This is a genomic window from Paenibacillus sp. FSL W7-1332 (assembly GCF_037969785.1).
Classification (GTDB): domain Bacteria; phylum Bacillota; class Bacilli; order Paenibacillales; family Paenibacillaceae; genus Paenibacillus_AQ.
Window position 1 is genome coordinate 6,252,640 of the sequence record NZ_CP150209.1, and the last position, 24,591, is coordinate 6,277,230.

Sequence of the window (24,591 nt, forward strand, 5' to 3'; positions counted from 1 at the left end):
CTGCTTACACCACCTTCATATTCAGCGACATCGTGTGCGTACCGTCCGAGAATTTATGCGTACACTCATCGATGAGATACGGCTTCAAGCCTTCTTCCGGCAGATTCACATAAATCGTGTTTCCGGCACGGACCCGTAAATCCCCGATAGCCTCAATCGACAACGTCTGCTGCTCCCTGTTCTTCAGCTCCAGTAAATTTTGCGCTAACTGCTTCAACTGAGCTGGGTTCATGTTCTCGTCAGCAACCTCGTATAACTGGAGCAGGCCCCACTGGGCAATGTTTTGTCCGTGCTGGTAAAGGTAAACATCTCGCTTCCCCGTCTGCTTGTTGTCCCGCACGACTTTGACGCGGTTGTACGTCTCGTTGTCGATGCTTTTTTTATATGAAAAATCCGTCATGAGGCTGTCTTCTCCCACCGCAAGCATGAGCAGCATGTCGTTGATGTTGGTCAACGTCAGCTCACCGTACTGGTCGTAAAACATATAGTACTGCTTGGTCGCGATCAGCGTAGAATCCAAGGCCTTGCAGATGATATCGATCAGTTTCTTGTCCGCTTCCAGCATGGCAGGGATGGTATGGCCGGTATCGGCCAGCGTCCCTGTTTTCAGATTAAAATCCTTGGCAATCTTGCGAATGATATCCTCAACCTTGGCATTCGTAAACCGGTAGGTGTCGTTGCTGGACAGGTAACGCAGCTGGTCGTAAGCCATCACTTTGACCTGGGCGTCCATGCCCCACTCCTTGGAAAAAACATAGCCATAAAACAGATCCTTGTTATCCTTGCGGAATCGCGCAATGTCGCCGTTCTCCACTTCGAATGCCTTGCTCTGCGCAAGACCATTATTCACATAGTTGATATCCAGACTCGCCGGCTTCGCCTGACGGCTTGTTTTCCACGTGATGTCGGTTACGATCTGCCCCAGATCCCACACGCTTCCGTTCTTGCGGTCAATCATCAGTTCAATCACGGCGCCACCTCTTTAGGGAATCTTGAGAACCCGGCCGACGGCCAGCTTCCGGACCTCATGGTCCTTGATTCCGTTCAGTTTTTGGATGTCCGCATGACGGGAACCGCTGCCGAGCAGCTTTTGGGCAATGCTCCATAGGGAATCGCCTTTGGCAACCGTATAGGAGGTTGGTTTTTTGCGGTCATCCGGTCGGTCTTTCTTCTTCACTGCTGCCGCTTTTTTGTCTTTTACCGGTACCACCTTCCGAGCCCCATAAAACACGTAGCGTTTGAGCGTAATCGAGAACTCGATATCCTCCGGCGATCCGGACATCGTATTCCAGTTGAAGCTCTCGATGGAGGCCGCCATGTTGATGCCAAAAGACTTCATCGCCCGCACCACGTTCTTGCCATCCGTACCGCTCAGCGGATCGGGAACAAGCCCCGTCATGACAAAGCGAACAGGTCGGCGGGACTCCATCCAGCCTTTAATGGTATTTACGTAGTCAATCGGCAGCTTCAGCTCCTGGTCAGACCCTAGATGGACAAAGGGGTACACCCTGCCCGGGAAAAAGCTCTCAAACGAAATCTCCGTCAGCTTCGGATGCAGAATCGCATTTACTTCGCCAAGCCCAGCTACCGTGTAGGATTTGCCTTCACCGCTATCCTTGACGTCAATCTGCTCGGGGTTCACAGGAAACCGAAAAACCTCCTCTTGATTATTGAAGCTCAGAAAAAATCCATAATCGCTCATGCTACAGATACACCCCCTCGGCACTGGACACAAACTGCTCCTCCAGCGTTCGGTTAATTCTCGTCATGATCGTATCCAGATCGGCCCCCGAGTTAATATCTCCCGTCGTCATCTGCACGGTCGGCGTCAGGGTGATCATATTGCTGATCGCATTCACTTCCGCCAAATCGCGCATCACTTTCAGATCCTCGCTCGCCACGTCCACCGAATTATCCACTTTACCAATGGAATCAATGCTGCCCCCTGCAGGGGCTACCGGGATTGGAGCCGTTGCCATAGCCGGCATGGACGGGGTTGGGGCTGTTTTTGGATAGGTAACATCGTATCCGGTTTTCCCCATATTGTACTGTTCCAATAATTCCTCGTTGCTCTTGCCCGTGTCCTTAGCCGGCATGAATTGGCTTTTGAACTTATCTATAGAGAAATCTTCAATATAGTCTTGCCCTTTATCCTTGAATTTCGTAAAATTCGCCTTATATTCAATCTCAGCAATTTGCTTGGTATCCACGCCAAGAACCTTGCCAAAAAAGCCCGCTACCGCGTTAACACCTTTAATGATCCCGTTAATAACTGAAATGACCGTGTTAACCGTGTTTTGCGCCAGATCGACAATGAAGCCGAATACGTTGCTAAATATCTGCTTAAGGCCCATAGTCACCACTTTCCAAGCCCCGAATGCGGCCATAGCAGCGATAACTAATGAAATTAACAGCATAAGAGGATTAGCCTTAACCACCATGTTAAATAATCTCATTGCACCTGCCGCTATATTCGTAACCGTAGCCATCACAGTTTGTGCCGCAGTAAACGCGTAAGCCGATATTCTTCCCATGATCATCCCTGCATTTAACATTGCAAAAAAAACACCCACTAAAGCGATAACAGGAAGCAACCCCATAAATATAGTGACCAGATTCCATATGGTGTTACCGACACCAGCAATCGTAGCTTTAATGAATTCCCAGGCAGGAGGGATCATTTGCGCTACCCACAAAAACCCCTCAGCAATTACGGTTAATCCTATGGATATAGCATCAATAAAAGGCTGGAAAGTCCCGTTTTCAAAAGCTGCATTCAACATATCCAGAATTGGCATGATTGCAGCTAATGCGCCACCCCCCATCTGAACAAAAGAATTGTTGACGGATCCCATTAGTTGCTGCCACTTATTAACAGGCGAATCCAGCATGGCATCCATAGCTTCCTGTGTCATGCCTGATTTTTGCAGCAGTTTGTCCATGGATGAAAGAAATGCAGTAAAATTCCCTTTAGATGATATGATTTCTGCATTAAAGCTTTTAATCTGGGAATCAGGAATATTAAAATCTTTAGCTAGAGAGCTGGTATCGCCACGCATCGCACTCATAATCGCCCCTGTTGCATCTTTTGAACTCTTGCCGTCTGTCGATAGTGTGCTCATTCGATCAGCGAAGCCGTTTAATTGCGCAATTTGATCTGAGTTTTTAGTCATTGACATGAACGTTAAAGCATTATTTAACGAATCATTAACATCCAACCCGGTTTTTAATGCATTCTGTTTGACGTTCTCGAATATAGCTGAACCTACCTCGGCATCACCAGTCTTAACTTTAAAGAAGTCTTCCGTTACTTGTTCTTTTGCTGCTGGAATAATCGTCATTTTCGCAACAAAATCGGCCGCTTTATATGCGGATTTTAACAATTTAAAAGCATTCCCGAGCTTACTGGCTTTCTTTTCCCCTTGCTCAATCCGTTCATTAAGCTGCTCTTGTTCTGCTGCTGCCTCAGCAATTTGATCAACAGTTTGTTGAAAGCTGTTTTCAAGCTGTAACAACTGATTCACGATCATTTCATTAGCCAAATTATTTAAGCGCATGAGTGCATCCTTTACACTCGCCATTCCTTCACCCCCTTTTCTACAACCTATCTCCGCTTCCGGACTCGCTCGCGCTTCTCCTTCTCCACCCGCATCGAGATCATGGCATAGACGGCGGCCCGTTCCCGGACCGTCATCGCCATGAGCTGATGAGGAAGGATGTGCAGTTCATGGAGGGCGTAGTACGCATAGTTCGCATCACCGTCGCCCTCTTTGATTAGTTTTTTACGTCATCCACCAGTTCGTTCATATCCCGGTCAAAACCGTTCAGGGCTTGCACCCGCTCGCCAAGCGCGGCGAACTCGCCGGGCAGCAGCATTTTGCGGAGCAGGGATTCTGCACCGAGCACACCGTAGGATTTTTGCAGCTCGCTGTTTTTCAAATCCGGGTAAATGACGCTGGATACCATCAGTTTCGCCATATAGTCGTTCGGGTCGATTTCCGGCGTGAATACACCGTTCTTGCCTTTGACCTTACGGGTAGCCGCTTTGCGGCACTCTTGGTTCTCTTCCTCCGTGATGCTGCGCAGCTTCCAAGGCACAGGGCTCCCTTCAGCATCCTTAAAACGAACAGAGACCACGAATTCCTCCGTGATCTCCGCAGACGACTGCCCTGCAAAAAACATACTAAAATCGCTCATATTCCTTCCTCCTCATTCAATGTTGAATATTAGGCCAATGGGTTAAACGGCGTCTCAATCCGCACATTCTCAAACGTGAAAGCTACTTCTTCCTCCAGCGCCTCCGCTTCGGTGTCGAGAGATGCCATAATCACGCTGTCAAGGTTGACCCCTTCCAGAATCACCGTCTGACGCCCCGTCGACGAACCCGGATCCTCATTGCGCACTTCAATCATGAAGTAGGCGTCTTTGCCGGTTTGGATGTATTCCATCATCAGTTCACGGAACAGCGAAGTCACATAATAAATGGTCATCGTGCCGCTGCCCTTCCAGCCAATGGCTTTATGCTGTACTGCGCGTTGGCCCATCGTTTTCAGCTCGGCTTTTTCCTTCTCCACCGTAGCTTCCAGTGTTTTAATGTAGAACATTTCCTCCATACGCTCGCCAATTTTGACGAATGCCTTGCCCTCTTGCCCCGAAATCGTATCGCTTGCCCGTAAAAATGCCATCTTAGACCACCTTCACTTTCATGTATACTTTTTCAATTGCATCCACTGGCTGTACCTTGATATCCACAAACAGCACATCGCCTTCTGTACCCGGCGTCACCACAATATCTTCGTTCGCATCGAAATTTTGAATAGCCCCGATATTCTGCAAAGATGCAAAATACGCCGCGCATTCCGCCCAAAACAGCGTCCGGCCATCCACATTGTTGTCTACCTTCCCGATGTAGGACTTCTCAAAAATCAGCTTCAAATCATTCGCAATGCCATCCAGCACACGGACCACACGGTTTTTGGAAAAATGGCGCGCTTTGGCCGGCTCAATCGATGTAAAGCTGTTAATATCCTGCTCTACCACGCCTTTGCCGCCGCTGTAGCTGAACAGGAACTCGCCCTTCGTCAGCGCTTCTTCAATCTCTGTATGGCTTAAACGAACATCGGTATCCACCGCTTCATCGTAAGCTGCGTACGTTAGGGATTCGTTAACAGCTGCCGCAGCCGTGGCGCCAGTGACCCAGGCAACTGCCTTGACCTTGTCCACGACGGAGCCGTCAGTGAGAACAACGCCATTTTTCACGGAGATGACGCCTTCATAATCCGCAGCCGGATAGTCGGACAATACAGCTTGAACCTTTTTGCCTTCCTGCTCGCGAAGCCGCTTGACGAATGCGGTATACAGGGACTTGAGGGTTGGGTCCGCAGACAACAGACCTACAGTCTGGAAGTCTTGGACCTCAAGCGCGGCAAGGAAGTCCACATGCTCTTGGTTCGTCACGGTGCCGTTGGCGCCGCCAGTCAGAGCAAATCCTGCCGTAGCCGCCATATCGCCGGTATCCGGTGCAAAGGTTACGTACAGGTTAGGTTGCAGTTCTGCTGTACTAGCTACAAGCTGCTTGTCCACGGCTTTGCCGCTCAGCAGCGTGCTGACCACAAACTTGCCGGGATCATCCACCGCGTTCTCAACAACGATCTGGAGATCGTTGCCGCGTTCGCCGCCGTAAAGTGCAGTTACTTTCAGTCCGGTCACCGAAGCTGCTGCCTGGGTGCCGCTGTTCAAGCGGTACAACAGAAGCGTGCCAGCGCGCTTAAGTACTTCTTTTACAGAGAGCAACTGTGGTGCGGTGATATCATAACCCAGCACCTCAACCAGATTGGTGCCTGGTTTGATCGTCAGAATTTTATGAGGCTCTCCCCACGGAAGGGACAAGCCCAGTGCCGCAATCCCCCTTTCACCTACGCGCCCGATCGGCTGCTCCTGCGATGAGATTTGGCTGTATACGCCTGGTCTTACTTTGTTGGGTGTTGTCCATGTTCCTCCGGCCATTTAGATGACCTCCTTTTTCAAAAATGTGGTTAACTGGTCTTTCGCTTGCTGAATAGTGTACGTCTTGCCCTCTTCGAGAATGGCGCTCAGCACATCCTTCTCGCGATTACTGAATTGATTGGATTGTGCCAACTGTTGCTTGTTGAACGCCGATGCTGTTTCTTTTTTACTCATTTCAATCCGCCTCCCTGTTTCAATGTTTGCATCTTCATGTCGGTCTCTTCCTGATCCGTTGTCATCTGAATGACATACTCTGCACGAAAATATCCTTCTCCCGCTGCACCATCATTCCCCGTTGGTCGCTCCCACGCCACTGATGAAACCCGGCAAGGCCGGCCTTCAACTTCAAGGGTGGTTAAGCTCTCCAACATCTCGTCCATGATCGTTGCCACCGGCTTTCCTTCCACTGGCACGTAAGAGATGCGGAAACGAAAACGAGCCGCATATCGACTTGTCGATATCGGCTCGAACTCAGCTAGGGTTAGCTCAGTTTGGAAGTATGGGGGTGATGGTAGTGGTACGCCATCCTCTTTGGAGATGAAGGAAATGTCTATAAATTTCGTTTGCAAGGCGCTTTTCAGAGAAGTTTGCATTTCATGAACAATCATATTTATTATTCCTCTCATTAACTGGGTGTCTGTTATGTCTTTCTATTAAATTTGATACAGAAAAAAACCGAGACAACTCCAAAGCATAAAATTGATATTATTTTGTCGGTACAAGATCCGGACGGATAACATACACATGAGCCAGAACCTTTTCGCGATCATCTGCTTGCACTGGGTAATTCGATACGACTTGATCAATAGTGCTGTCGCCCTCATTTACCCGAGTAATGCAGGCATTAGCTACGACTCGCACCTGAAAATCTTTAAGCATCAGCAATCACCTTCCCTCAAGAAAATAGGATCTCGGTAAGCGTCATTTCGACGTCCGAAACCCTATTTTTCAATGTTTCGTTTTCAGTTCTTAATGCAGTCAACTGCTCCGTTAGAGCAGGTTGTGGTGTTGGAGGAACTTCGGGATTGTTAGGGTCCCGATAGGTAAACAATATCTTCTTTGTCGCAGGGTCAACGGTCCAATAGGTAGACTCTGCAAAATCTTGAGTGTATTGACCATATTCCAATTCGATTACATCGAACGATGCTCGATCCCGGTCGCGCAGTACAGGGTAAATTTGTATAAGCTCGTCAACACTGTGGATATGGAAGTCATCAGGTGCTATTTGTGATGGGGATGTAATCAAAACGTTTCCGGTATCTGCGTCGAAAAAAATCTTGCTGCCGATCTCTACCATATTAATATGCCTCCTTTATATTGTCAGTAACAAGTATTCCCATACTACGTCGCTAAAACCGCTTATCGGCACCGTAATTTCTACTCTATCGCTATACACATCAGCATAAAAAGTACCAGAAGTCCAGCCGTAAGCGTAATATACCACCCTGCCCCGACCACCAACAATTCTTGAATATGCTAAATAGTTAAATTCATCCCTCTCATTCCACAGTGTGATAGTTTTTATATTAAAATTCTGAGCCTGAGAATTGAATGGTATGGTTATTCTCGTACCGGGTGTTTGTGAAACCCACCCGCGAACAAATGGCGTACCCTCGACTAAAGTTCCAAGCAAGCCAGCAACATTAACCCCGGCTCGCAGGTTATTCACCGTCAGCCCAGGCACCGCCGCCGTCACCCAAGTAGAGCCGTTGAAATAACCGTGTGGTGGTCTGATAAAAAATCGATCCCCAGCCCATACCGTCGATTCAAGACCAGGCATGTGGTTATTCTCGGCGCTTCGGTTCGGCATCTGACCAGCTTTTTTAACTCCATCGTCGTACCCTGAGTATCCCGCGACAAGCATATTCGGATCGAGCACAGCGTCGGCCGTATCAACAACGGTGGACTTGCCTGGTACCCCAAAAATATTTACACCTGATCGAATATTACTCGATGCAAGATCAGGGTCATACGCCTGGATTGTTACCTGTGAACCCGGCGGGTAATAACCACTGTCTATATCAACGTATGTGTCAACGTAGGCGTCCCCGTCTGGATTCGACCATAATCCGGGTTTAAACTGATTCCCTTGTGTCGGTATGGTTCCGGTTACTATTCCGTTGTCGGTTCCAATCGTTTTAGGTGCTAACACATCAGCTGCTGTCGCTGTTCCTACCTCACCCCCTTCACCCTGTAAAATAAAAGCCTGACCATCATATACCAATGTGTAGACGCCATCCTGCTTAAAACTGGCCGAACTGCCGCTTGTTTTAAGCACTGGCTTGGCTCCCAAACCATTAACGTTGAGCATTGGGGCTCCGGTGCTTGAAACGTTGATTTTTACGGTAACCCGAATCCCAGCCGAAAGGCTCGCCGGGGCAGGTTTTAGATTAACCTCATATTCGTTCGCTTTAGGCTGAGTCGTTACTCCGTACCCTCCTGTTCTCCCCACAGCCTCATCAACCTTATCCCAGTTCTCATTCAGCATCGTCTCGATGTTAAAGGTCTCATTGCCATCCACCATCGGGTCTTTCTTCAGTAATCCTAAATTCGGTGTGTTACTGGACAACTCAAACACCTCCTGCAAATTTGTTTAACGGCGTCTGCCCCATGTCAAACAGGGTCATCACGTCATGAATATCGCGTATGAGCAAGTAGTTGAACGCATACGCCACCGCTAGATGCGCCGGCTTGATCTCCTCGATCGCCGCCTTCAAATCCTCCAGATTCGGCGGGATGCCGAGCGTATCCACGAATTTAACCGTAAAGCCCCATTCCTCGGGCTGAAAAGATACCTCGACCGTGCCGCCATCGTACGCTTCAGCCACGTTTTTCACGAGCGCTCCCGAGAAGGTTCCCGCTCCGCGCAGCTTGGACTCCAGCACCGCCCGCCGCTGCTCGATCGGCTTGTTCCGGTCGGTCGGAATGCCAAGCTCCATCTCCCAGCGTTCCAGGCCCCAGGTGGCTGTACGGACGAAAAACTGGTCTGCGGCAGAGTTCAGTGCCTGGTATAGCGCGTCCAACTCGCTGCCCTTGGCATCCATATCGGATAACATGACACGGGAAGTCTCGTAATAGGCCGGTAGATAAGAAAACAGCTCGCGACCCCGCAAGCTGTTCATTCGGACATTATTCACTTACGCTCACCGTCCCGAGCACCGCCACCTGACCGGAGCCAATTTCGATATTTTGCTGCTCGGTGTGGCCGTTAATCGTCAAATCCGAGTAGTCGACGATAATTGGAATATCCAGCAATACGGCGGCAATCCGCGTATACCTCACCAAAGGGTCTTTCCGGTTAAAAGCGATCTGCTGTAAATACGTCCGGACACCGTCCTCGATCAGCTTCCGGATTTCTTCCATCGTCGAAGGCAACTCCTGCGTACGCTGCACTTTGACGGAGATATCAATCGCCACTTCCGCGGCAGGCATCACCGTGATAACCGGACCGGCCGGGGCAACCCCTTCGCCCTGTCCATCCTGGGACGGGTCAATGTACTGCTGAACGGCATTCACGATATCCTGGCTTGCCGCACGCTTGTCCGTATCTATGAGATACAGTCCAACGGTACCGGGTCCTTTCCACAACGGCGCCACTTCCACGCCGCCAACGCCGGCAATCTCATTGGCCCACTGCATGTACTGCGCTTTGTTGCCGCTCGTCCCCTGACTTCGGACTTTCGCGTAAAAACGCTCCAGGAGCGACTGATCGCTTTCGGTATCCGTCCCGCTCCGGGTCGGTTCCGGGTTCGTAACCGATGTTACGCCGCTGACCGACGTCATCATAAGCTGAATGACGCCTGCGGGAACATTGCCGTTACTGCCCGGCGTAACAGCCCGGATCGGCGCCGCGCCGGTACCCAAGTCACTCAGCGTCACGCCTGATGTGGTCACGTACTCCACCGACGATTCCCCGGAGCCCTCATCGGCTGGCGTAGCCACATAGGTTCCGGCAGGCACGGTCGTCCCTGGCTTCCCGGTAAACACAACGCTGCCGTATGAAGCGACCGCTTCCCGCCGGGTAATCCCATGCTCTGCCGTCCTCAGATCGAGTTCGGCAGACCGGATATCCGGATGATCGCTTGCCACGGTGCTTGCAAAGCCTCGGCGCAGCAGCTCCTGTGCCCACAAGGCTGCTTCGGACAGCATAAACGCGACCGGCGCCTGCGCATCCCAAATAAAAGAGCCTTCCGACTTGTCGATGTCCGAAGGCACTTTGTTCAGCATGCGGTTCATAATGTTCTCTTCCGTCTGATCCAACAAATATAACGGCAAATCTGCCATCAGATCACCACGCTTTCTATAATTTCCGTCTCATCCCGGACACTCGTAATGCGGCAGCTGAAACGGCAAGCTTCTCCTTCCCAGGCAAAAAGGAACTGATCCACACTCTCCGTCCGAGCGTCCGCCAGCAGCGTCTCGGTCACCATGCGCTGAATCTCGCTCTCTTGCAGAGATCGGTCATAGCCTTTGCCGACCAGCTCCTCCAGCTCGCTGCCGTAATCACGCGTATAGATCAAATGGCGGTAACGCGGCGTCCGGATCGCTTTTTCACACCAGATGACCCAGGCTTCCTTCTCGTCCGCAACCGGAATCTTCCGGGTCGGGGACATCACGAACTCGCCGGCTTCAAAATCATACCGCCAGCTCCGTCCAAAAACAGCCCCCTCTCCTTCCAGTACCTCCGGATCGGTCGCATCCGTCCAGATCATGTCATCGCCTTCCGGGAATAAATTAGCCACCGCTGCTCACCACCTTGCATACAACAACCACGTCGTTACCGTTGTTAACCCGAACGGCGAGCACGCGGTCCCCCGGTTTCAAGCCTTTTCCCAATTCAAAAAGGGTATCTTCAACTTCGTTCTCTTCGGCATCAAACGTCATATCCTGCTGCTGGCCCCCCAAAGTCACGGTGCCCTTTGCCGTATAACGGGGCAAGGACAGCATTCCCGGCAGCTCCGCTACCATATAGTCCTGCAGCTCATGCTTGAAATCATCCAGCTTGAGTCCCGTCGAGGTTATCGTGCCGAGTACGGCCCCTACGCCGCCCATGGCTTGACGGGTTTGCTTGTTCATTGAGGCGTATAAGGAGGACGCCAATTGTCCATAGGGGTCTTTATTCAAGGTAAAACCTCCTTTTTACATCGTCATAACTCCCCAGCTCCAGCATCATGCTTCCGGGACTGCCCAGCTCCCGACTGACGGAAATCACAAGCAGCTTCATCGAGCCCAGCATGACCGCATCTCCGGCACGGATCGTATTAACATCGGGTGCATTCAGGGAGATGGTCTCCCGAATCCCCCTCAGTTTGCTCCGGGCCAGCTGGCGAGCTGCCGCAGGCGACTTCACCTCATCATCCTGAATAATAGCCTGGAGTTGGCCGTATTTAGCGATATCCTTCTCCTCGATGGCCATCACCTTGGAAGGAACCTCTTTTCCGGTCTCGCTTGCGGCTGTCGCCAGCACCTTGACCTTAGTTGCCGCACCCTCCAACGTCCGCGATTGCGTAGTATCCGTGATGGCCTCCAGGATGTAAACCTCTTTGTTCGTTCCCAACTCATACAGCTCAAGCCCTGAAGCGATCATCCGCGGATGATACAGCTTGCCGCCGGCTTTGGCCGTCTCACGTAGATCAGCGAACATGCTCGCGTAAATCGACTGCGTCCGGTAAACGGAACGCCCCAGCTGCTTCTCGGTATCGGGCAAAACCGCAATTTTCAGGTTCCAGTCCGCCGCGTACTTTTTGAATCGCTGGGTAGCGGTCTGCTTCGCAGGGAACAGATATTCATCCTCCGATTTGTCCAGATATACCGTCCGATCGTACAATGTGAGGGTCATCCGCTTCACCCCATTATTCGAGGTTTCCACTTCCCACACGACAGCCGGGTGCAGCAGGGGGACATAATCCTTTTTACCATAAGGAATCCCGCTGATCCGGATCGCCATTCCCGGCGAGATCGGCGGCATATCCGGCGTTACGACCAAATTGACGGTTCCCTGATAAGCGACTTGTTCAAGCGAATCCCGTAGACTGATCGCTTCCACCAAAGGAGATAAATCGTATTGATCCTGCAAAATCACCTTGTAACTCATGACAGCACCAGCTTTTGGCCAGGCTTTATGGCGTTCGGATCTTTACCGATCATTTTCTGATTCAGCTTGTAGATCTGGTTCCATTTCGAGCTGTCCCCGAGCTCCAGCTTGGCGATTTTGGAGAGTGAGTCCCCTGACTTCACGGTGTACGTCTTGTTCTTTTCCTTCATGTCGGCCCGGGGCTTTTTATTCGTTCCAGATGCCCCGCTGCTGCCAGCCGTTTTGGCCACCTTCATTTCGCTCCATGTCCGGAGCGTGATGTCAAAATACACATCCCCGAGCTCCCCGCCACGGAACGTGGACTGATGGGAGGCGACATACACCGGCACGTTCACTGCCGTCTCGGTAATGACGAATTGCAGTGGCGTTTTATACGCCAAAAACTCATTAAGTTTATTCATCGCAGTTTGTGGTTTAATATGATCTTTCTCTTCACCTTTGCAATAAGCTGCATCATACTCTTGTGGGAAAAATGAAGAGAATGATATCTCCTTGATCCGATGGCCTTGCGGAAAATCAAATTCTCCATAGTTGAGAATCGTAGCCGTTTCCAGTCCCTTTTGGCGTGAAATGGTCACCTCTTCGGGGTTGACTGGGAATAGGAACGTCATGCCTTTTCCGTTCTTCAAAAGAAACTCCAACTTGGGCCCCTCCTTTCTGTATGGATGCCTTCGGACCGACTTCATGCCTGCTGTTAACCATTATCTTCAATAGGCCATCGGAGTCGGCTTCCGGTTCTGCGCCGCTTTGCTGAATTCGGCTCTCAGCCGCTGCCCGATCAGAAGGATCAATCCTTCTACATCGATAGGGTGTTCCTCATGCACCGTTACCTGCACCGCGCCTGGAGGAAGATTGTAATTCACGGTTGTCTCCGTTTTGAAATCCATCAGCAAGCCGGATATCGTGCTCATCTGCTCAGGACTGATCTGAACAGATTGCGGAGAGGTTGGCTTCCCTGCAAAAGCTTGGTTTTGCGCTGCACTTGCGGGTGGCCCAAAAGTACTCATGCTTGCAGCATGGCTAGGCGGGACATACGGGCCGTACGGGTTCAAAGCTGGATTCGGCAGCAGCGGCTTGCTGAAATCAGCCGGCGCTGGTTTCGGAATGATGGGAGCCGGAAGGGCAGCCGCACTCGAGGGTGGTGCCTTTGGAACATCCTTCGGTTGAGCAGCTTCCTTGTCTTTTTTCCCGAAGGAAAACGTATTGGAGAACCACTTCGATACCGTCTCCTTACCTTCTTTGAACTTGTCACCAATCCCGGAAATGGCGCCGCCCACCTTTTCGCCAATAAAGCTTCCTACGGTGCCGCCAAGCGTTGAGCCGATCATCGTACCTGCAACCGGGATCACGGAGCCAACGATGCCGCCGATCGTGCTTCCAATACCTCCGCCGACGGCAGAGCCTATGGCTTGGTTGCGCTCTTTCCCAGGCTTGGCTGATGCAATTGCGGTCGCATCGGCTATATATCCCAAAGGGCCGAGGGCGCGTTTGCCAAGCCCCTTCATCAAGCCGGAGCCTAGACCGCTTTTGCCGGCATTTTTTACAGCACTTGCTCCAGCGCTACCTTCAGCTGCCTGCTTTACTGCATCTGAACCTGCAGCGGTCTTGGCAGCGCCCGCCGAACCTCCGGAAACGATGCCGCTGTTACCGCCGCCGCCAAATATACCCTTGGTTAAATCCATAACACCCATGATTGATTTCATTGCACTAGTTCCCGTATTGCCCGAGGTTTCGATAACGTCTCCCAATGTTTCTGCCTTCATAAAACGCTTACCCCATTTGGTTAGTGGCTTTTCTCCTTGGCTATTCGGGGACGTGGCAGCCTGGTTTTGACTGGAATTGGATCCACGTCCGCCCCCCCTTCTGACCCCATTGGGCCTAGGCGCCGTCCTAGGGGCAGGTTCAGGGGCCGGTTTATCTTTACCCCATGCTTCGCGCATCTTTGTTCCCTTACCATATAGTTGGCCTCCATTTTTCATGGTAGAACCAATCGCGGTTATAGTACCAAAAACATTCAGAGCCGTATCCCAACCAGACTTTTTACCGCTCCCGCCGCCTCCAAGCTGAAGCGATCCAAGCGCAACCGTAAGCTTATCCACTGCCTCCGTATTCGCCGTCAACGCATCGGTCAACGGAGAAAAATCAAGCCCGGCCGCCCGCAAATCCACCTGAACGCTCGCCTCAATCTGCTTCTGCACGCTCAGGTTTAGATTCGTATCAATCTGCTTCTGTACATTCAGCTTCACATTCGCTGAAGCTTGGATGACTTGCGACTTCACCCGCTGCATTTTGGCAAGCAGGTTGTCCAGCCCCTTCGAGGCGCTGTCCTTCAGCACGATTTCAGGTGCCATGCGGGTACGTCCGATTCGCATGACACGTCCCTGGATCCGCTCAAAATAACGCTCCATCGCCCGCAGCTCGCGGTTGGCCTTGATCACGTTTTTCGGATCGATGACCAGATTCATACGATAGTTCATGGCTTCAGCCATTTCATTTCACCTCCTGTTCACTTCAAACTCTGACCGGCCATGCCCTCGATCTCCTCCTGGGAGAAAGCGAGCAGCAGCAGGCGCTCGCCTCGCGGGAGCCGCCAAAAATCTCCGGGACGAAGGTGATGCCGGACCCACAGATGATACAGCATCGTCGTCATTCCCCCGGAGCCGATCAGTTTTTTAGGTCAGCAATCTCAACTCCGAAGCCGGACAGCTCCAGCACTTTATCGCCTACGGCATCCAGCTCTCCGGCCAGCAGCATGCGGCGAACCGCCTGCTCTCCGCCCGACAGCTTCAAGCGGCTTGTAATCCGCGGATCGCCCCAGCCGCTAAGCATCAAACCCTTTACCGACAGACTGCTCGTGGCCTCGGAAATTAGCAATGCATTAAACGTCTCCGTATCCACCTTCTCATCCACCGCACCCTTTATCGTACGGCGAACGGTACAGCGCTCGCGGATGCTGTCGACCTTGCTCGAAGTCAAACCCTGCAGCACCATCTTCATATCCAAACGCTTAATGCGTACCGTTTCCTCTGGCAGCTTCTCGGCTGCCTCAAACAGACTGTCCAAAATTTGCTCTTCGCTCATGTTCTCGTGCAAGCTCATGCGTGTATCTCCTTTACTCATAAAATAATAGATTTCATCTTCCTATTTGCAGCGGGCGACGCCCGCCCGAATCAGGCATTCCTTACCGGGCGAACCCCGCTTTACGCCGCACTTGACCTTGGTAACAAGAAACCTCTTAATTCCCCTGAATCGGATCCAACAGCTCGTACCCCTCGAAGGTAAATGAAGTTTCCTCCTGCACTTCCTCACCGGCTGTCCAGTTGGCCAGCTGGATTTTGTCAGGCATGCAGCGGATCAGACGAACGCGCTCATGGCCGTAGGATTCGGGATCATCCAGCTTGGAGATGATATCGAATTTGGTGAAGCCGCGGGAGATCATATCGGAAGTAACCTTGTAACCAGTCATCGTGCCGGTTCCTTTTTTGCTGCCGTTTTTGTGTACCGTCCAGTCGTTGCCGACCAGCTTCAGCTCGCGTTTCTCCAATTCCACGCTGGCTTCCAGCTTGTTAATGTGTGTCTGCCAAACCCCGTCAATGTACGCCTGGCCGTATGTCCCCATAATGACTCTTGAAGCATCCAACATGTTAAATTCCTCCTCGATTTCTTTAAGTTTTTTCTTAAAAAAAGCCCTCTTCGGGCAGTCCGTCTCATCTTAAATACGCTGATTGACGTACTCGTTATTGCACGTAAAATGTACCGAACAGCTGCTCCATCACATCGGTCAGCTTCACATTCCACTGCAGGAAGACCTGATCCGGCTCCGGCGTGTTCACGGCGGAATCGCCATAGTACGCTGGATCGAGAATGACGTCATAACCGTCCGGCTCGATGACATTGCTCAGCGACAACGAAGCGAGATATTCTTTTACGGCACCGATCAGCGCCAGACGACCTTCCTCCGTATTGTTCACTTTGCCGATGTAAGTCTGCTCTGCAGCCAGCTGCAAATCCGCATGGATCGCGTCCATCACGCGGATGGAACGGATTTTTTTCCAGGCATTGTTTTGGCCTTCAGCCGGATTCACCAACGTGTTAATGCCGCGCAGCGCCTTCACCTGACGTCCGTCGTAGAAAAGCACGAATACGCCATTGCGTACGGCCTGCTCCTGCTCGGAACGCGTCCAGCGGCGGGTCACATCCTCGAATGGCGTTACCGCGTATGTAGCGGATTGGTTCAAGCGTTGACCCGCAATAAGCCCGGCCACATAAGCAGCCGTCTGGGCAGAACTGTAGTTCACGCCGGACAGACGCACGCCCGTACCTACATTGATAATCCCTTCATGGTTCAATGCAAGCGAACGGGCCGCCGCCAGTTTGGCTGCATCCTTGGAGATGTCGTCCGCAGCGCTTCCGCCGAATACGGCCATCACGCCGCGTCCTTCTTGACGAAGACGCTTCACCCAGGCCGCAAAGCTCTGCAGCAGAGCCATATCTGCAGCATAGTCCAGGGCAAGTACGTTGAATTCCTGACCTTCGACCGCATCCTGCATTTCGATATAATCTGCATTCGTCAGGCCGCCGTTGCCGCTCTTGCCCCCGGACAGCACAGCTCCGTTCACATCGGCAGGTACGCCGGTCGCCTCTAGTGCGGTAGCCGTTACCCAGAGATTCTCATCGTCTTCATTGATCTGCGCCGCAATCGACGCTGCTGTCCCGTCCAGGCTTGTATAGGTGCCAAGTAGCTTGGCACCTTCATAGAGGCGAAGATCGCGTGCGGCCGGGTCGATCAGCGACGGCTGCACGGTTACGGAGAAGCCGTTGCCACGACTGCCCGGATATTTGGCCTGCAGCTTCAGCACTTCGGAAGGCGTAGCTTCCGCATTTTGCAGCGTTACGCTAGCCGCTGCCGCCGTGTTATCTGCCAGGCGATAAGCCAGCAGTTTCTTCGGCCCGCCAAGCAAGGCCAAATAGAGCGTTTCGTATGCCGTAGCTCCATCCTGGCTATCCGCGGAATACAGCTCGGAAATCGCGAACTCGCTGCCGATTTCCACGAACTCGCGCACCGGCCCCCAATTGGCTTTAACGGGTACGACAACCGTACCGCGGGATCCGCCTTGGATAGCCGACGCGGCGGCCGCCTTGAAATTCATATACAAACCCGGAAGTACCGGTTTATTTGTGCTTTCCCATGTTCCACCTGCCATGATTAGTCCACCTTCGCTTTCATAAATTGTTGGATTCTTTCTTTGACTTCGGTTACCGTGAACAGCTCTCCGTCTGCCTCATACATGGCACCCGCGAGCACTTCCGCCCGAACCTCGAACAGTTCCTTGGCGTGCGTTACGAGTTCATCTAGCGCATATCGCGGAGCGCTGATACTGCGAGCTTCTGTCTTGAGTGTTTTTTTTACAGCCATTGTGACCACCTCACTTTAAAATTGGATGAACGTTAATGCGCCTGATCAATGCAGCTTCCTCCGGTGAACGCATCTTCCGCTGCGCCAGAGTCAGCTTCAGCTGCCCGTCCAGAATGGGATCGCCCTGCACATCGGAGGAAATCTCCGCAACGGATAAATAGCGGCGATTCTGTGAATCCAGCATCAGCTGGACCTGGGTACCAAGCTCCTCCACCAGCCTTGCAGCCGTGAGCTGCTCGTCCGCGGAATCAAGAGCGGCAATATGCCCGGTAAAGGTTTTGCGAACCTCGAACATCGAAGCTCCCGCCATCTTGGTCTCACAGCCCGTCATCCGCCATAATAAGGCGTGATCATCCCGTCCCGCCGGCCATGCCGTATGATAGATGCGCCATGGATCGCCCAGTACTTCTCCTGTCCAAGCTGTCAGTGTATGCAGCCACTCATCGGGTTGTCCGGTGGAACCGGTCCCGGATGCCTGGGGTACATAGACGCCGAATCGCATGATCCGGATCATTTTGCCTGAAACAGAATCGAACTTGTCGGCTTCCGGCACACCCAAATAATGAAGCTTGAATGCATTCCCATCGGCTCCGATCACCCGCTTGCGATGTAGTCCCGGGATTAGAAGTTCCACCCAGCGATCTAACTGAAGCAATTCGGAACGATCCGCGTACAGCTTCAATCGCACTACCTGCCGGTATCCTGCCCATGATGATTTCCAAACGTCCTCTCCCAGCGTCATAACGCCATAAAAAGGCTCGCTAACCCCATCCGGCGGATGTACGTCATATATTCGGCCTTCAAGCTCAGGTACGATATCTAGAGCGGCCTGCTTGATCGCCCCTCTCATTCCGCAGATGGCCGGGTGGCTTCCGGTCGGTTATGGGATAGCCAGCTTCTTGCGGCGCTCACATGCTTGCGCAACACGGCCCCCTCCTTTCCTTCATATATAGAGAATCGAAAATGAAGCAATCGAAGCCTAAAGCCGCAGCAAAAAACCGGTCCTTCATAAGGCCGGCTCACATCTACACTGTATGTGTTCGGTATGCTCTGTTTAACTTCATTTCCGATAATACAATCTTACACCCCTAAATCGGATGCGCTGACGTCTTATGGGACGGATAATGCGGAACTTAAAGTGGAATATCGGCGGAAAATAGCACGAACCTATGTTCGTATTTATTGCTGTTTTCCCCATTTCATTTTAGGTTCTGCCTCATGGTGCGGTATCTTCATCTTGTTATAGAAAAAACCGGAGGGCCTCATTGAGGTCCTCCGGTTTAGGCTCGGTTTAATTATCCATCTCGGCGATGATCAGTTCATTTTGCTCTTTGCGGACTTGTCCAACTCTTGCAGCTTCAGCAGCCCCCTGTCTGCTAAAGCCAGCGCCAGTTTATAGAAGGCCCGGGTGCGGATCTTGGTATACGTATCCTTGCTGACCGGCGGTTCGAGGATATGGTTGTACACCTTGTAATCGAATACGTCGTCCTGCTTCATATAACGTTCCCGAATCAAGGTCTGTTCCCTCTCGCCAAGCCGTTCCACGATTGACTCGATGGTCTCGCAATACTGCTTCCTGGCCGCAGGCATATCTACATTATATATCGCAACCGATGCCGTTTGGTCCGAGGTGACGTTGGTCGGTCCATGAAATCGTTCCGTGTAGGATGCCGTGACGCTCGCCTCCCTGACTTCGAATGTAATGGTTTTATAGATACGATATTTCTCGAATATCGCTTCAACAGCACTTTGGGTCTTTCTGCGATCCAATTCCGGTAAAAATGGATTCATTCGAAAAACACTCCCTTTTGATTGTCATTGTCGAGGTTTGCTTTGCCATTTGGCAGAAGTTAGTCTCACCTCAAGTGTTCGTATTTTGTTCGTATTTTTCATTAATATACCACTATTTGGAGACCCGCGTAAACCTTCAAAAGGATGAACTATTCACGAAAATTTGGAGCGTACCTTTCATATTCTTGCCTTTTGGCAATAATACTCTCTTTTATTTTACCTGTTGGCAAAGGTGGGGGATGTGTTTATACTATTAGTAGATGTTTCAGATGGACTATGGTGAGGAGTGGCCGGAACGTGGATCACATATTTGGATCATACTTGAAAGAGATGAGGGAGAACAAAGGCTGGAGCATCAATCAGCTGGCCCAAGCCGCCGATATCAGCGGTTCGCAAATCTCCCGGATCGAGAATGGGCTGAGGGGCATCCCCAAGCCGCAAACACTTCGCAAAATGGCAGAGGCACTGGAAGTTCCCTATGAAGAGCTGATGAATAAAGCAGGTTATCTGCAGCAGGATGCTGCCAAGCACGAGAATATCTCGGCACCCGCTTGGGCAACCTCCAGGGATAAACGGGATTTCAAGAAAATGCTTGAGGATGACGGTGAGCTCATGTTTGACGGCGTCCCGCTGAACGAGGAGGACAAACAGCGCATCAAGGACGTTCTGACCGGACTGTTCTGGGAAGCCAAGCAAATGAACAAACGCAAGAAATAAATCTACATGGATAAGGAGATACATACCGATTACAACGATTCAACCAATCCCAATATTGCAGGTGAACCGGCATGGATGATCATTTACAACCCTTAATCCGTCAGCTGATCAAAAAACATCATACCAACTGCCCTTTTGAAATTGCGACTTCCTTGGGCATACATATTCGATTCGCCGATTTAGGCCAAACGACCAAAGGGCTGTATTTCCGTAAGCTGAGGCGGAGATTCATCGTCATCCACAATCAGCTGCCGTCGCCATGGCAGCGCTTCGTATGCGCGCATGAGCTCGGGCATGACCGGCTCCATAAGGGTATCAACCGCTTTTTTCTGGAGGAGCATTCCTATTTCAGTCCGGGCAAACTGGAGCGGCAAGCGAACCGTTTTGCCATTGCCCTATTGACGGCGGGTTTGGCTCCCGGACCGGGCGAGTCCTTACACGAGTTCTATCTACGAGCTGGCATTCCACAAGAAATGCTATATTTTTTTAGATTATAATAGAACATACGTTCCTTATTTGAGTGGAGGATTCCAGATGGCTAACTCCCTCCTGAGCAAAAAAAAACCGCTCTTGACATGACGTCAAAAGCGGGTTGCTATGGAAGCCGACGCCTCCCTTGGATAAGAGGTTAGCAGCTAAGGACGGCAGCAGGTTCCTTCTATATTCCGTTGTTTTACTCCGTTCAAAGCGGTTCAAAGATGGCTACCTGTCGTTTGCCCACCTTTATATGCTGAATCCTTTGAAACCGGTCATGCTTTAATTTTTGCCCTTTGTCGGATATGACCGCAACCACGGAGCGGCCAGGATCCAGGATGGAATGAATGCCGTTAAAGAAATCCTTCACCGGCTCATCGCTTCCGCCGCCCCAGCTAACCAGGTCACCATAAGGGAGATCGGTCATGACGATATGGGTTCCCTTGCAGGAGGCCAAGCTTTCCTCCGGTTGGGTTATATCAGCTTGAAAACAAGCCGTCTCTTCCACACGCGAGGACCTTAACAGCTCCCTCAATCGGCCAGCGCTTTGCAGCGCATCCTGGTGAGACGGCTTCTGATACAACGCCAACAGTTCTTTCAACTGTTCGGTGCGTAGTTCCAGCCCCTCTTCGCGGAGCAGCGACAGGTTTTTCGCGGCTATTCCGAGCACCTCTGCGTTAATGTCAGAGCCGATCACGCGATGAATGCGCTGCCCGTGCAGCAGCCCAACCACCGTCAACAGATACGCCCCGCCGCAGCAGGGGTCGAACAAGGTATACGGCCCCTGTACCCCTTTTTTCTCCAATAGTTGAAAGCACCGCTGCGCAATCTCGCTGGCTAGTCTGACAGGGAACGAAGTCGTTCCCTGCGCATTATACAGAACCCGGCCGCTGGCGAAATCCTCGTAGCTGCGCTGGGCTGATTCATAGATATATTCCATTCGAATGATTCCTTCCATCCGGCTAAAGCCTAAGTAGTTTCTAATGATTCCACATACAGATTAACATCCCTTGGCCCTATCTCAAAATCCGGTCCCGGCTTGGGAGGTGATGCCATGGAAGTATACCAAACATTGACGCTAATGATTTCGTTCGCGACGCTGGTGGTGTTAATACTTTCGTTCCATAAGAAAAGCCGTCTATCGACGTACATTCCCAGAAGACAGACCGCGTTTAGAGGACGTTTTTCTTGCGATTATCGAATGAGTTCAGCTTCGCTGAAAACTTATAAATTCTATAATCTTAAAAAGAAATAGACCGCCCTTGGTCAGGATCACGGTCTATTTCTGATCGGATTTCCTATAGCCGACCGCTCTTATAGCGGTACGTTGTACGCCGGGATCGTGTTCGCGCACGGTCCCTTTTACATTCTATACACATTATAACGGAGTTTATTCACAAATGCCAAGCCTGGCTTGAAAAATCGCGCGAATGATCGGCACCTGCCGCCTCACTTATCCAGATGGGACATATAATCAAACGCTGTCGTGCCGTACACATTCTTGAAATGCCGGTTCAAGTGGGCGAGATCCGTGAAGCCGCACTGGGTAACGGCCTGGTATACATCCCGGCTGTCCTCGATCAGATGCTTGGCTCGCTCCACTTTGCAGTTCAGATAATACTGATAAGGCGACAGCCCCGTATTTGCTTTAAAGTAACGAATAAATTGATACTTCGACATCCCGAACTCCCCGCTTAATTCGTCGAGACGGAGAACATGATCCAGATGATCCTGCATCATTTCTTTGGCCTTCCGTGTAAACACGCTGTCCTTCCGGCTATCCGGGTTCAGAATACTCTCGTTAAAATGCCCTGCCAGACCCAGCAGCAGCTCGCTGCTTCTTGCCTCCGGCTGACCCGTGAAGATCGACCTCGTTACATCCAGAATGCTCTTCCGCAGCCCGGCGTGATATACAATCGGGGATTGGAACCGGACGATATCCTTTTTCTGAATCAATTCCAGAAATAACTCCGGATGAATATAGATCATCACATAATCGATGCCCGTTCGTTCCTGGGACCAGCCATCATGATTCTGCTCCGGATGGAACAGCATAACCCCGCTTTGGTAAGAAGCCTGCTGACTGCCGTCCAGCGAGTACTTCTGAATGCCGCGCAGCGTGACGCCGAGGGCGTACTCCTCGTGATAATGCTTTTTATATTTGAAATCCGTCAGGCTCGCGGACAGCGCCGTAATGCCCACCGCTTTTTTATAGATAAACTGCTCCATCTTCCATCACCCCTTTATGAGCTCCGGTATGCCGGATACGACGATTGCCGAGTACAGAAGAAACAAAGCCAGCATCGTGTTGGTCGTTCTCCGATATTTTTGCATAATTCCTTGAAAAAGGCTACCGCACACGGCCCAGGTCATATACGCGGACAGCCCGATTAACGATACCGCGACAACAAACGCCGAGATGACAGGACCTGCCGTATAATACGGCATGACGTAGCTCGGAATGACCGTCAACGTAAACAATACCACCTTCGGATTGAGAAACTGCATCAGAAAGCCGGACGTGAAGGACGCCGTTTGATTCGTGCCGGACTTGGATACGTCCATGGTATACACCTGATACGTGAGATACAGCATGAACAGGCAGCCTACGATCCGCAAAATTGGCAGTACGATTGGCATGCCTGTAGAGAGCAGCTGGCCCAATACCACGGAAGCAGCAATTAATAAGAAAAAAGCGATAGAGGCTCCGGCAATGTAGCGCAAGGTCTTCTTCATGCCGGAATGCTGAACCGAAGACAAAATGACGATGTTGGATGGCCCCGGCGAGAAAGCCACGATAAAGCAGTAAATAAAAAAAGAAGACAGGTTCATGATGATAGCTCCTAACAAAGGAATTTCCTTTGTCATTATAGAGCTGGAGGCGAAGCGGGGCATAGTACATTATTGCAGCGGAACTAGAGCCGCACGAATACGGCTCTTCCCGCAGATTCCGGTTTCTTCTATCGCCCTTAGTGACCGGACTGGTGCGTCTTCGGTTGTTCCTGCGCATGCGCGCTGCCGGATAGATTCAGCAGAACGACCCCTGCGATGATCAGCAGGATCGAGAACATTTTCAGACCATTAATCTGCTCCGCAAAGAACATATAACCGATTACGGTAATGATCATAATGCCAAGCCCCGACCAGATCGCGTAAGCCACGGATATTTCAATCTGCTTCAAGCTCAGCGTCAGGAAGCTCAAGCTGCAAATATAGAATACCACCAGCAGCACGCTGGGCAGCGGTTTGCTGAACCCCTCCGACAGCTTCATGTTCAGCGTCCCCGCCACTTCAAACAGAATAGCCAAACTTAAATAGAACCAATGCATAATCTCAAGACTCCTCCCGTTTCTCTGCAGCAATCCCGAACAGCAAGATGTCCATAACGGACTGCAGCAGCTCCCCCAGCGGCAATTGATGCTTCACCGTCGCCCTCGAATCGTAAATCTGATGGAGCGATCCGAGATACAGATCGATGAACAGCGGCATATGAATCCGTTTGATGCTTCCCTCGGCCATGCCCCGCTCCATCAGCTCGGTGACAATGCCCCATTCCTCTCGGAAAAAGGTGTCCAGCTTCTCCCATTGCGCATAATGCGTGCGCTTCAGATCCGGCAGCATCCCCAAATCCATCTGCTCCATCTCCTGGGGCAGACAGATTAGAATCTGGTGTATCTTCTCCAGAACGGTAAGCCCCGCATCCGCCGCAATTTCACGTTCGCGCTGCTGGATGTGCCGGATCATCCCGTCAATGATATGTTCAACAATCTCTTCCTTGGATGAGAAGTGCTCATAGATCGTCCGTTTACTAATGGCAAGGACGCGGGCCAGATCACTGACCGTAAACGTAAATCCTTGCCGCTGAATTAAGCGGATCGTTTCATTCAATATTCGCTCGCGCAAGTGAACTAACTCCCCTTCTGGTACCATAAATACTATTCTGGTACCATCAGTATTATAACGCCTCGATCAGCATGAAATCCAGACATGATTTTTTAAATATAACGGGGAAGAAGTTAGCTTAACTTTAAATCTCATAACAAAAAAAGCCCGCTTACGTAACGTAAGCAGACTCTTTTTGCTTTCACCAACC

Annotated in this window: 32 protein-coding genes; 2 read left to right on the forward strand and 30 right to left on the reverse strand. The window is 51.2% G+C overall.

Annotated elements, in window-relative coordinates; genetic code table 11:
* Window positions 1–4 precede the first annotated feature (4 nt).
* The 25 genes from MKX98_RS28320 to MKX98_RS28440 all read right to left on the reverse strand — a co-directional run bounded on the left by MKX98_RS28320 (window position 5) and on the right by MKX98_RS28440 (window position 19,307).
* Window positions 5–970 carry a hypothetical protein gene (locus MKX98_RS28320; RefSeq protein ID WP_339219747.1) on the reverse strand — a complete coding sequence of 322 codons (966 nt, stop codon included), beginning with the start codon at window positions 968–970 and terminating at the stop codon, window positions 5–7.
* Between the two features lie 12 nt (window positions 971–982).
* Window positions 983–1,702, reverse strand: coding sequence for a LysM peptidoglycan-binding domain-containing protein (locus tag MKX98_RS28325; protein WP_339219749.1), 720 nt, complete (start codon window positions 1,700–1,702; stop codon window positions 983–985).
* A 1-nt stretch (window position 1,703) separates the two neighbouring features.
* A complete protein-coding gene (locus MKX98_RS28330; protein WP_339219751.1) occupies window positions 1,704–3,581 on the reverse strand; it encodes a hypothetical protein in 1,878 nt (625 codons plus the stop codon).
* A gap of 193 nt (window positions 3,582–3,774) precedes the next feature.
* Window positions 3,775–4,197 (reverse strand): phage portal protein, encoded by a 423-nt coding sequence (locus MKX98_RS28335; RefSeq protein ID WP_071222465.1) that lies wholly within the window; start codon window positions 4,195–4,197, stop codon window positions 3,775–3,777.
* A 29-nt stretch (window positions 4,198–4,226) separates the two neighbouring features.
* A complete protein-coding gene (locus MKX98_RS28340; protein ID WP_194544489.1) occupies window positions 4,227–4,685 on the reverse strand; it encodes a phage tail tube protein in 459 nt (152 codons plus the stop codon).
* A 1-nt stretch (window position 4,686) separates the two neighbouring features.
* Window positions 4,687–6,006, reverse strand: coding sequence for a phage tail sheath family protein (locus tag MKX98_RS28345; protein ID WP_339219754.1), 1,320 nt, complete (start codon window positions 6,004–6,006; stop codon window positions 4,687–4,689).
* The gene (locus MKX98_RS28350; RefSeq protein WP_339219756.1) at window positions 6,007–6,180 is read right to left on the reverse strand and encodes a hypothetical protein; all 174 of its coding nucleotides are present in this window, start codon (window positions 6,178–6,180) and stop codon (window positions 6,007–6,009) included.
* The gene (locus MKX98_RS28355) at window positions 6,177–6,614 is read right to left on the reverse strand and encodes a DUF6838 family protein (protein WP_339219758.1); all 438 of its coding nucleotides are present in this window, start codon (window positions 6,612–6,614) and stop codon (window positions 6,177–6,179) included. The genes MKX98_RS28350 and MKX98_RS28355 overlap by 4 nt, the downstream gene beginning before the upstream one ends.
* Window positions 6,615–6,711: 97 nt before the next feature.
* Complete coding sequence (locus MKX98_RS28360) at window positions 6,712–6,885, reverse strand: hypothetical protein (RefSeq protein ID WP_339219760.1); 174 nt, start codon at window positions 6,883–6,885, stop codon at window positions 6,712–6,714.
* A 16-nt stretch (window positions 6,886–6,901) separates the two neighbouring features.
* Window positions 6,902–7,303, reverse strand: coding sequence for a hypothetical protein (locus MKX98_RS28365; RefSeq protein ID WP_339219762.1), 402 nt, complete (start codon window positions 7,301–7,303; stop codon window positions 6,902–6,904).
* 15 nt (window positions 7,304–7,318) lie between these two features.
* Window positions 7,319–8,575 (reverse strand): hypothetical protein, encoded by a 1,257-nt coding sequence (locus tag MKX98_RS28370; protein ID WP_339219764.1) that lies wholly within the window; start codon window positions 8,573–8,575, stop codon window positions 7,319–7,321.
* 1 nt (window position 8,576) lies between these two features.
* Entirely contained in the window at window positions 8,577–9,128 is a 552-nt protein-coding gene (locus MKX98_RS28375) for a YmfQ family protein (RefSeq protein WP_339219766.1), read from the reverse strand.
* A 7-nt stretch (window positions 9,129–9,135) separates the two neighbouring features.
* Complete coding sequence (locus tag MKX98_RS28380) at window positions 9,136–10,290, reverse strand: baseplate J/gp47 family protein (protein ID WP_339219768.1); 1,155 nt, start codon at window positions 10,288–10,290, stop codon at window positions 9,136–9,138.
* Entirely contained in the window at window positions 10,290–10,748 is a 459-nt protein-coding gene (locus MKX98_RS28385; RefSeq protein ID WP_194544498.1) for a DUF2634 domain-containing protein, read from the reverse strand. The genes MKX98_RS28380 and MKX98_RS28385 overlap by 1 nt, the downstream gene beginning before the upstream one ends.
* Window positions 10,741–11,130, reverse strand: a complete 390-nt coding sequence (locus MKX98_RS28390) for a hypothetical protein (protein ID WP_339219770.1) — start codon at window positions 11,128–11,130, stop codon at window positions 10,741–10,743. The genes MKX98_RS28385 and MKX98_RS28390 overlap by 8 nt, the downstream gene beginning before the upstream one ends.
* Window positions 11,123–12,100 carry a phage portal protein gene (locus MKX98_RS28395; protein WP_339219772.1) on the reverse strand — a complete coding sequence of 326 codons (978 nt, stop codon included), beginning with the start codon at window positions 12,098–12,100 and terminating at the stop codon, window positions 11,123–11,125. Before MKX98_RS28395 ends, MKX98_RS28390 begins: the two co-directional genes overlap by 8 nt.
* Window positions 12,097–12,741: a LysM peptidoglycan-binding domain-containing protein gene (locus tag MKX98_RS28400; RefSeq protein ID WP_339219774.1), complete on the reverse strand. Its 645-nt coding sequence runs from the start codon at window positions 12,739–12,741 to the stop codon at window positions 12,097–12,099. Before MKX98_RS28400 ends, MKX98_RS28395 begins: the two co-directional genes overlap by 4 nt.
* A 66-nt stretch (window positions 12,742–12,807) precedes the next feature.
* Window positions 12,808–14,589 (reverse strand): hypothetical protein, encoded by a 1,782-nt coding sequence (locus MKX98_RS28405; RefSeq protein WP_339219776.1) that lies wholly within the window; start codon window positions 14,587–14,589, stop codon window positions 12,808–12,810.
* 17 nt (window positions 14,590–14,606) lie between these two features.
* Entirely contained in the window at window positions 14,607–14,741 is a 135-nt protein-coding gene (locus MKX98_RS28410; protein ID WP_015737373.1) for a hypothetical protein, read from the reverse strand.
* Window positions 14,742–14,764: 23 nt separating this feature from the next.
* Window positions 14,765–15,199 carry a hypothetical protein gene (locus MKX98_RS28415; protein WP_339219778.1) on the reverse strand — a complete coding sequence of 145 codons (435 nt, stop codon included), beginning with the start codon at window positions 15,197–15,199 and terminating at the stop codon, window positions 14,765–14,767.
* A gap of 136 nt (window positions 15,200–15,335) precedes the next feature.
* On the reverse strand, window positions 15,336–15,743 hold the full coding sequence (locus MKX98_RS28420; RefSeq protein ID WP_071222451.1) for a phage tail tube protein: 408 nt from the start codon (window positions 15,741–15,743) through the stop codon (window positions 15,336–15,338).
* Between the two features lie 94 nt (window positions 15,744–15,837).
* Window positions 15,838–17,304, reverse strand: a complete 1,467-nt coding sequence (locus tag MKX98_RS28425) for a phage tail sheath family protein (protein ID WP_339219780.1) — start codon at window positions 17,302–17,304, stop codon at window positions 15,838–15,840.
* A 2-nt stretch (window positions 17,305–17,306) separates the two neighbouring features.
* Window positions 17,307–17,516, reverse strand: a complete 210-nt coding sequence (locus MKX98_RS28430; protein ID WP_194544503.1) for a hypothetical protein — start codon at window positions 17,514–17,516, stop codon at window positions 17,307–17,309.
* Window positions 17,517–17,526: 10 nt separating this feature from the next.
* Window positions 17,527–18,366: a hypothetical protein gene (locus tag MKX98_RS28435; RefSeq protein ID WP_339219783.1), complete on the reverse strand. Its 840-nt coding sequence runs from the start codon at window positions 18,364–18,366 to the stop codon at window positions 17,527–17,529.
* A 464-nt stretch (window positions 18,367–18,830) separates the two neighbouring features.
* The gene (locus MKX98_RS28440; RefSeq protein ID WP_194544505.1) at window positions 18,831–19,307 is read right to left on the reverse strand and encodes an ArpU family phage packaging/lysis transcriptional regulator; all 477 of its coding nucleotides are present in this window, start codon (window positions 19,305–19,307) and stop codon (window positions 18,831–18,833) included.
* A 297-nt stretch (window positions 19,308–19,604) separates the two neighbouring features.
* Between MKX98_RS28440 and MKX98_RS28445 the strand changes: the two genes are divergently transcribed.
* Both MKX98_RS28445 and MKX98_RS28450 read left to right on the forward strand, forming a co-directional pair.
* Window positions 19,605–20,024 carry a helix-turn-helix transcriptional regulator gene (locus MKX98_RS28445; protein ID WP_071222446.1) on the forward strand — a complete coding sequence of 140 codons (420 nt, stop codon included), beginning with the start codon at window positions 19,605–19,607 and terminating at the stop codon, window positions 20,022–20,024.
* 71 nt (window positions 20,025–20,095) lie between these two features.
* Window positions 20,096–20,521, forward strand: coding sequence for an ImmA/IrrE family metallo-endopeptidase (locus MKX98_RS28450; RefSeq protein WP_194544506.1), 426 nt, complete (start codon window positions 20,096–20,098; stop codon window positions 20,519–20,521).
* 185 nt (window positions 20,522–20,706) lie between these two features.
* On the opposite strand, the gene MKX98_RS28455 is transcribed toward MKX98_RS28450, so the two are convergent.
* The 5 genes from MKX98_RS28455 to MKX98_RS28475 form a co-directional block, all read right to left on the reverse strand.
* Entirely contained in the window at window positions 20,707–21,438 is a 732-nt protein-coding gene (locus MKX98_RS28455; protein ID WP_194544507.1) for a hypothetical protein, read from the reverse strand.
* 509 nt (window positions 21,439–21,947) lie between these two features.
* A complete protein-coding gene (locus MKX98_RS28460) occupies window positions 21,948–22,727 on the reverse strand; it encodes an AraC family transcriptional regulator (protein WP_194544508.1) in 780 nt (259 codons plus the stop codon).
* A 6-nt stretch (window positions 22,728–22,733) separates the two neighbouring features.
* Window positions 22,734–23,330, reverse strand: coding sequence for a LysE family transporter (locus MKX98_RS28465; RefSeq protein ID WP_194544509.1), 597 nt, complete (start codon window positions 23,328–23,330; stop codon window positions 22,734–22,736).
* Window positions 23,331–23,467: 137 nt separating this feature from the next.
* Window positions 23,468–23,827: a multidrug efflux SMR transporter gene (locus tag MKX98_RS28470; protein WP_194544510.1), complete on the reverse strand. Its 360-nt coding sequence runs from the start codon at window positions 23,825–23,827 to the stop codon at window positions 23,468–23,470.
* A gap of 4 nt (window positions 23,828–23,831) precedes the next feature.
* Window positions 23,832–24,401, reverse strand: a complete 570-nt coding sequence (locus MKX98_RS28475) for a TetR/AcrR family transcriptional regulator (protein WP_194544511.1) — start codon at window positions 24,399–24,401, stop codon at window positions 23,832–23,834.
* Between the last annotated feature and the right edge of the window lie 190 nt (window positions 24,402–24,591).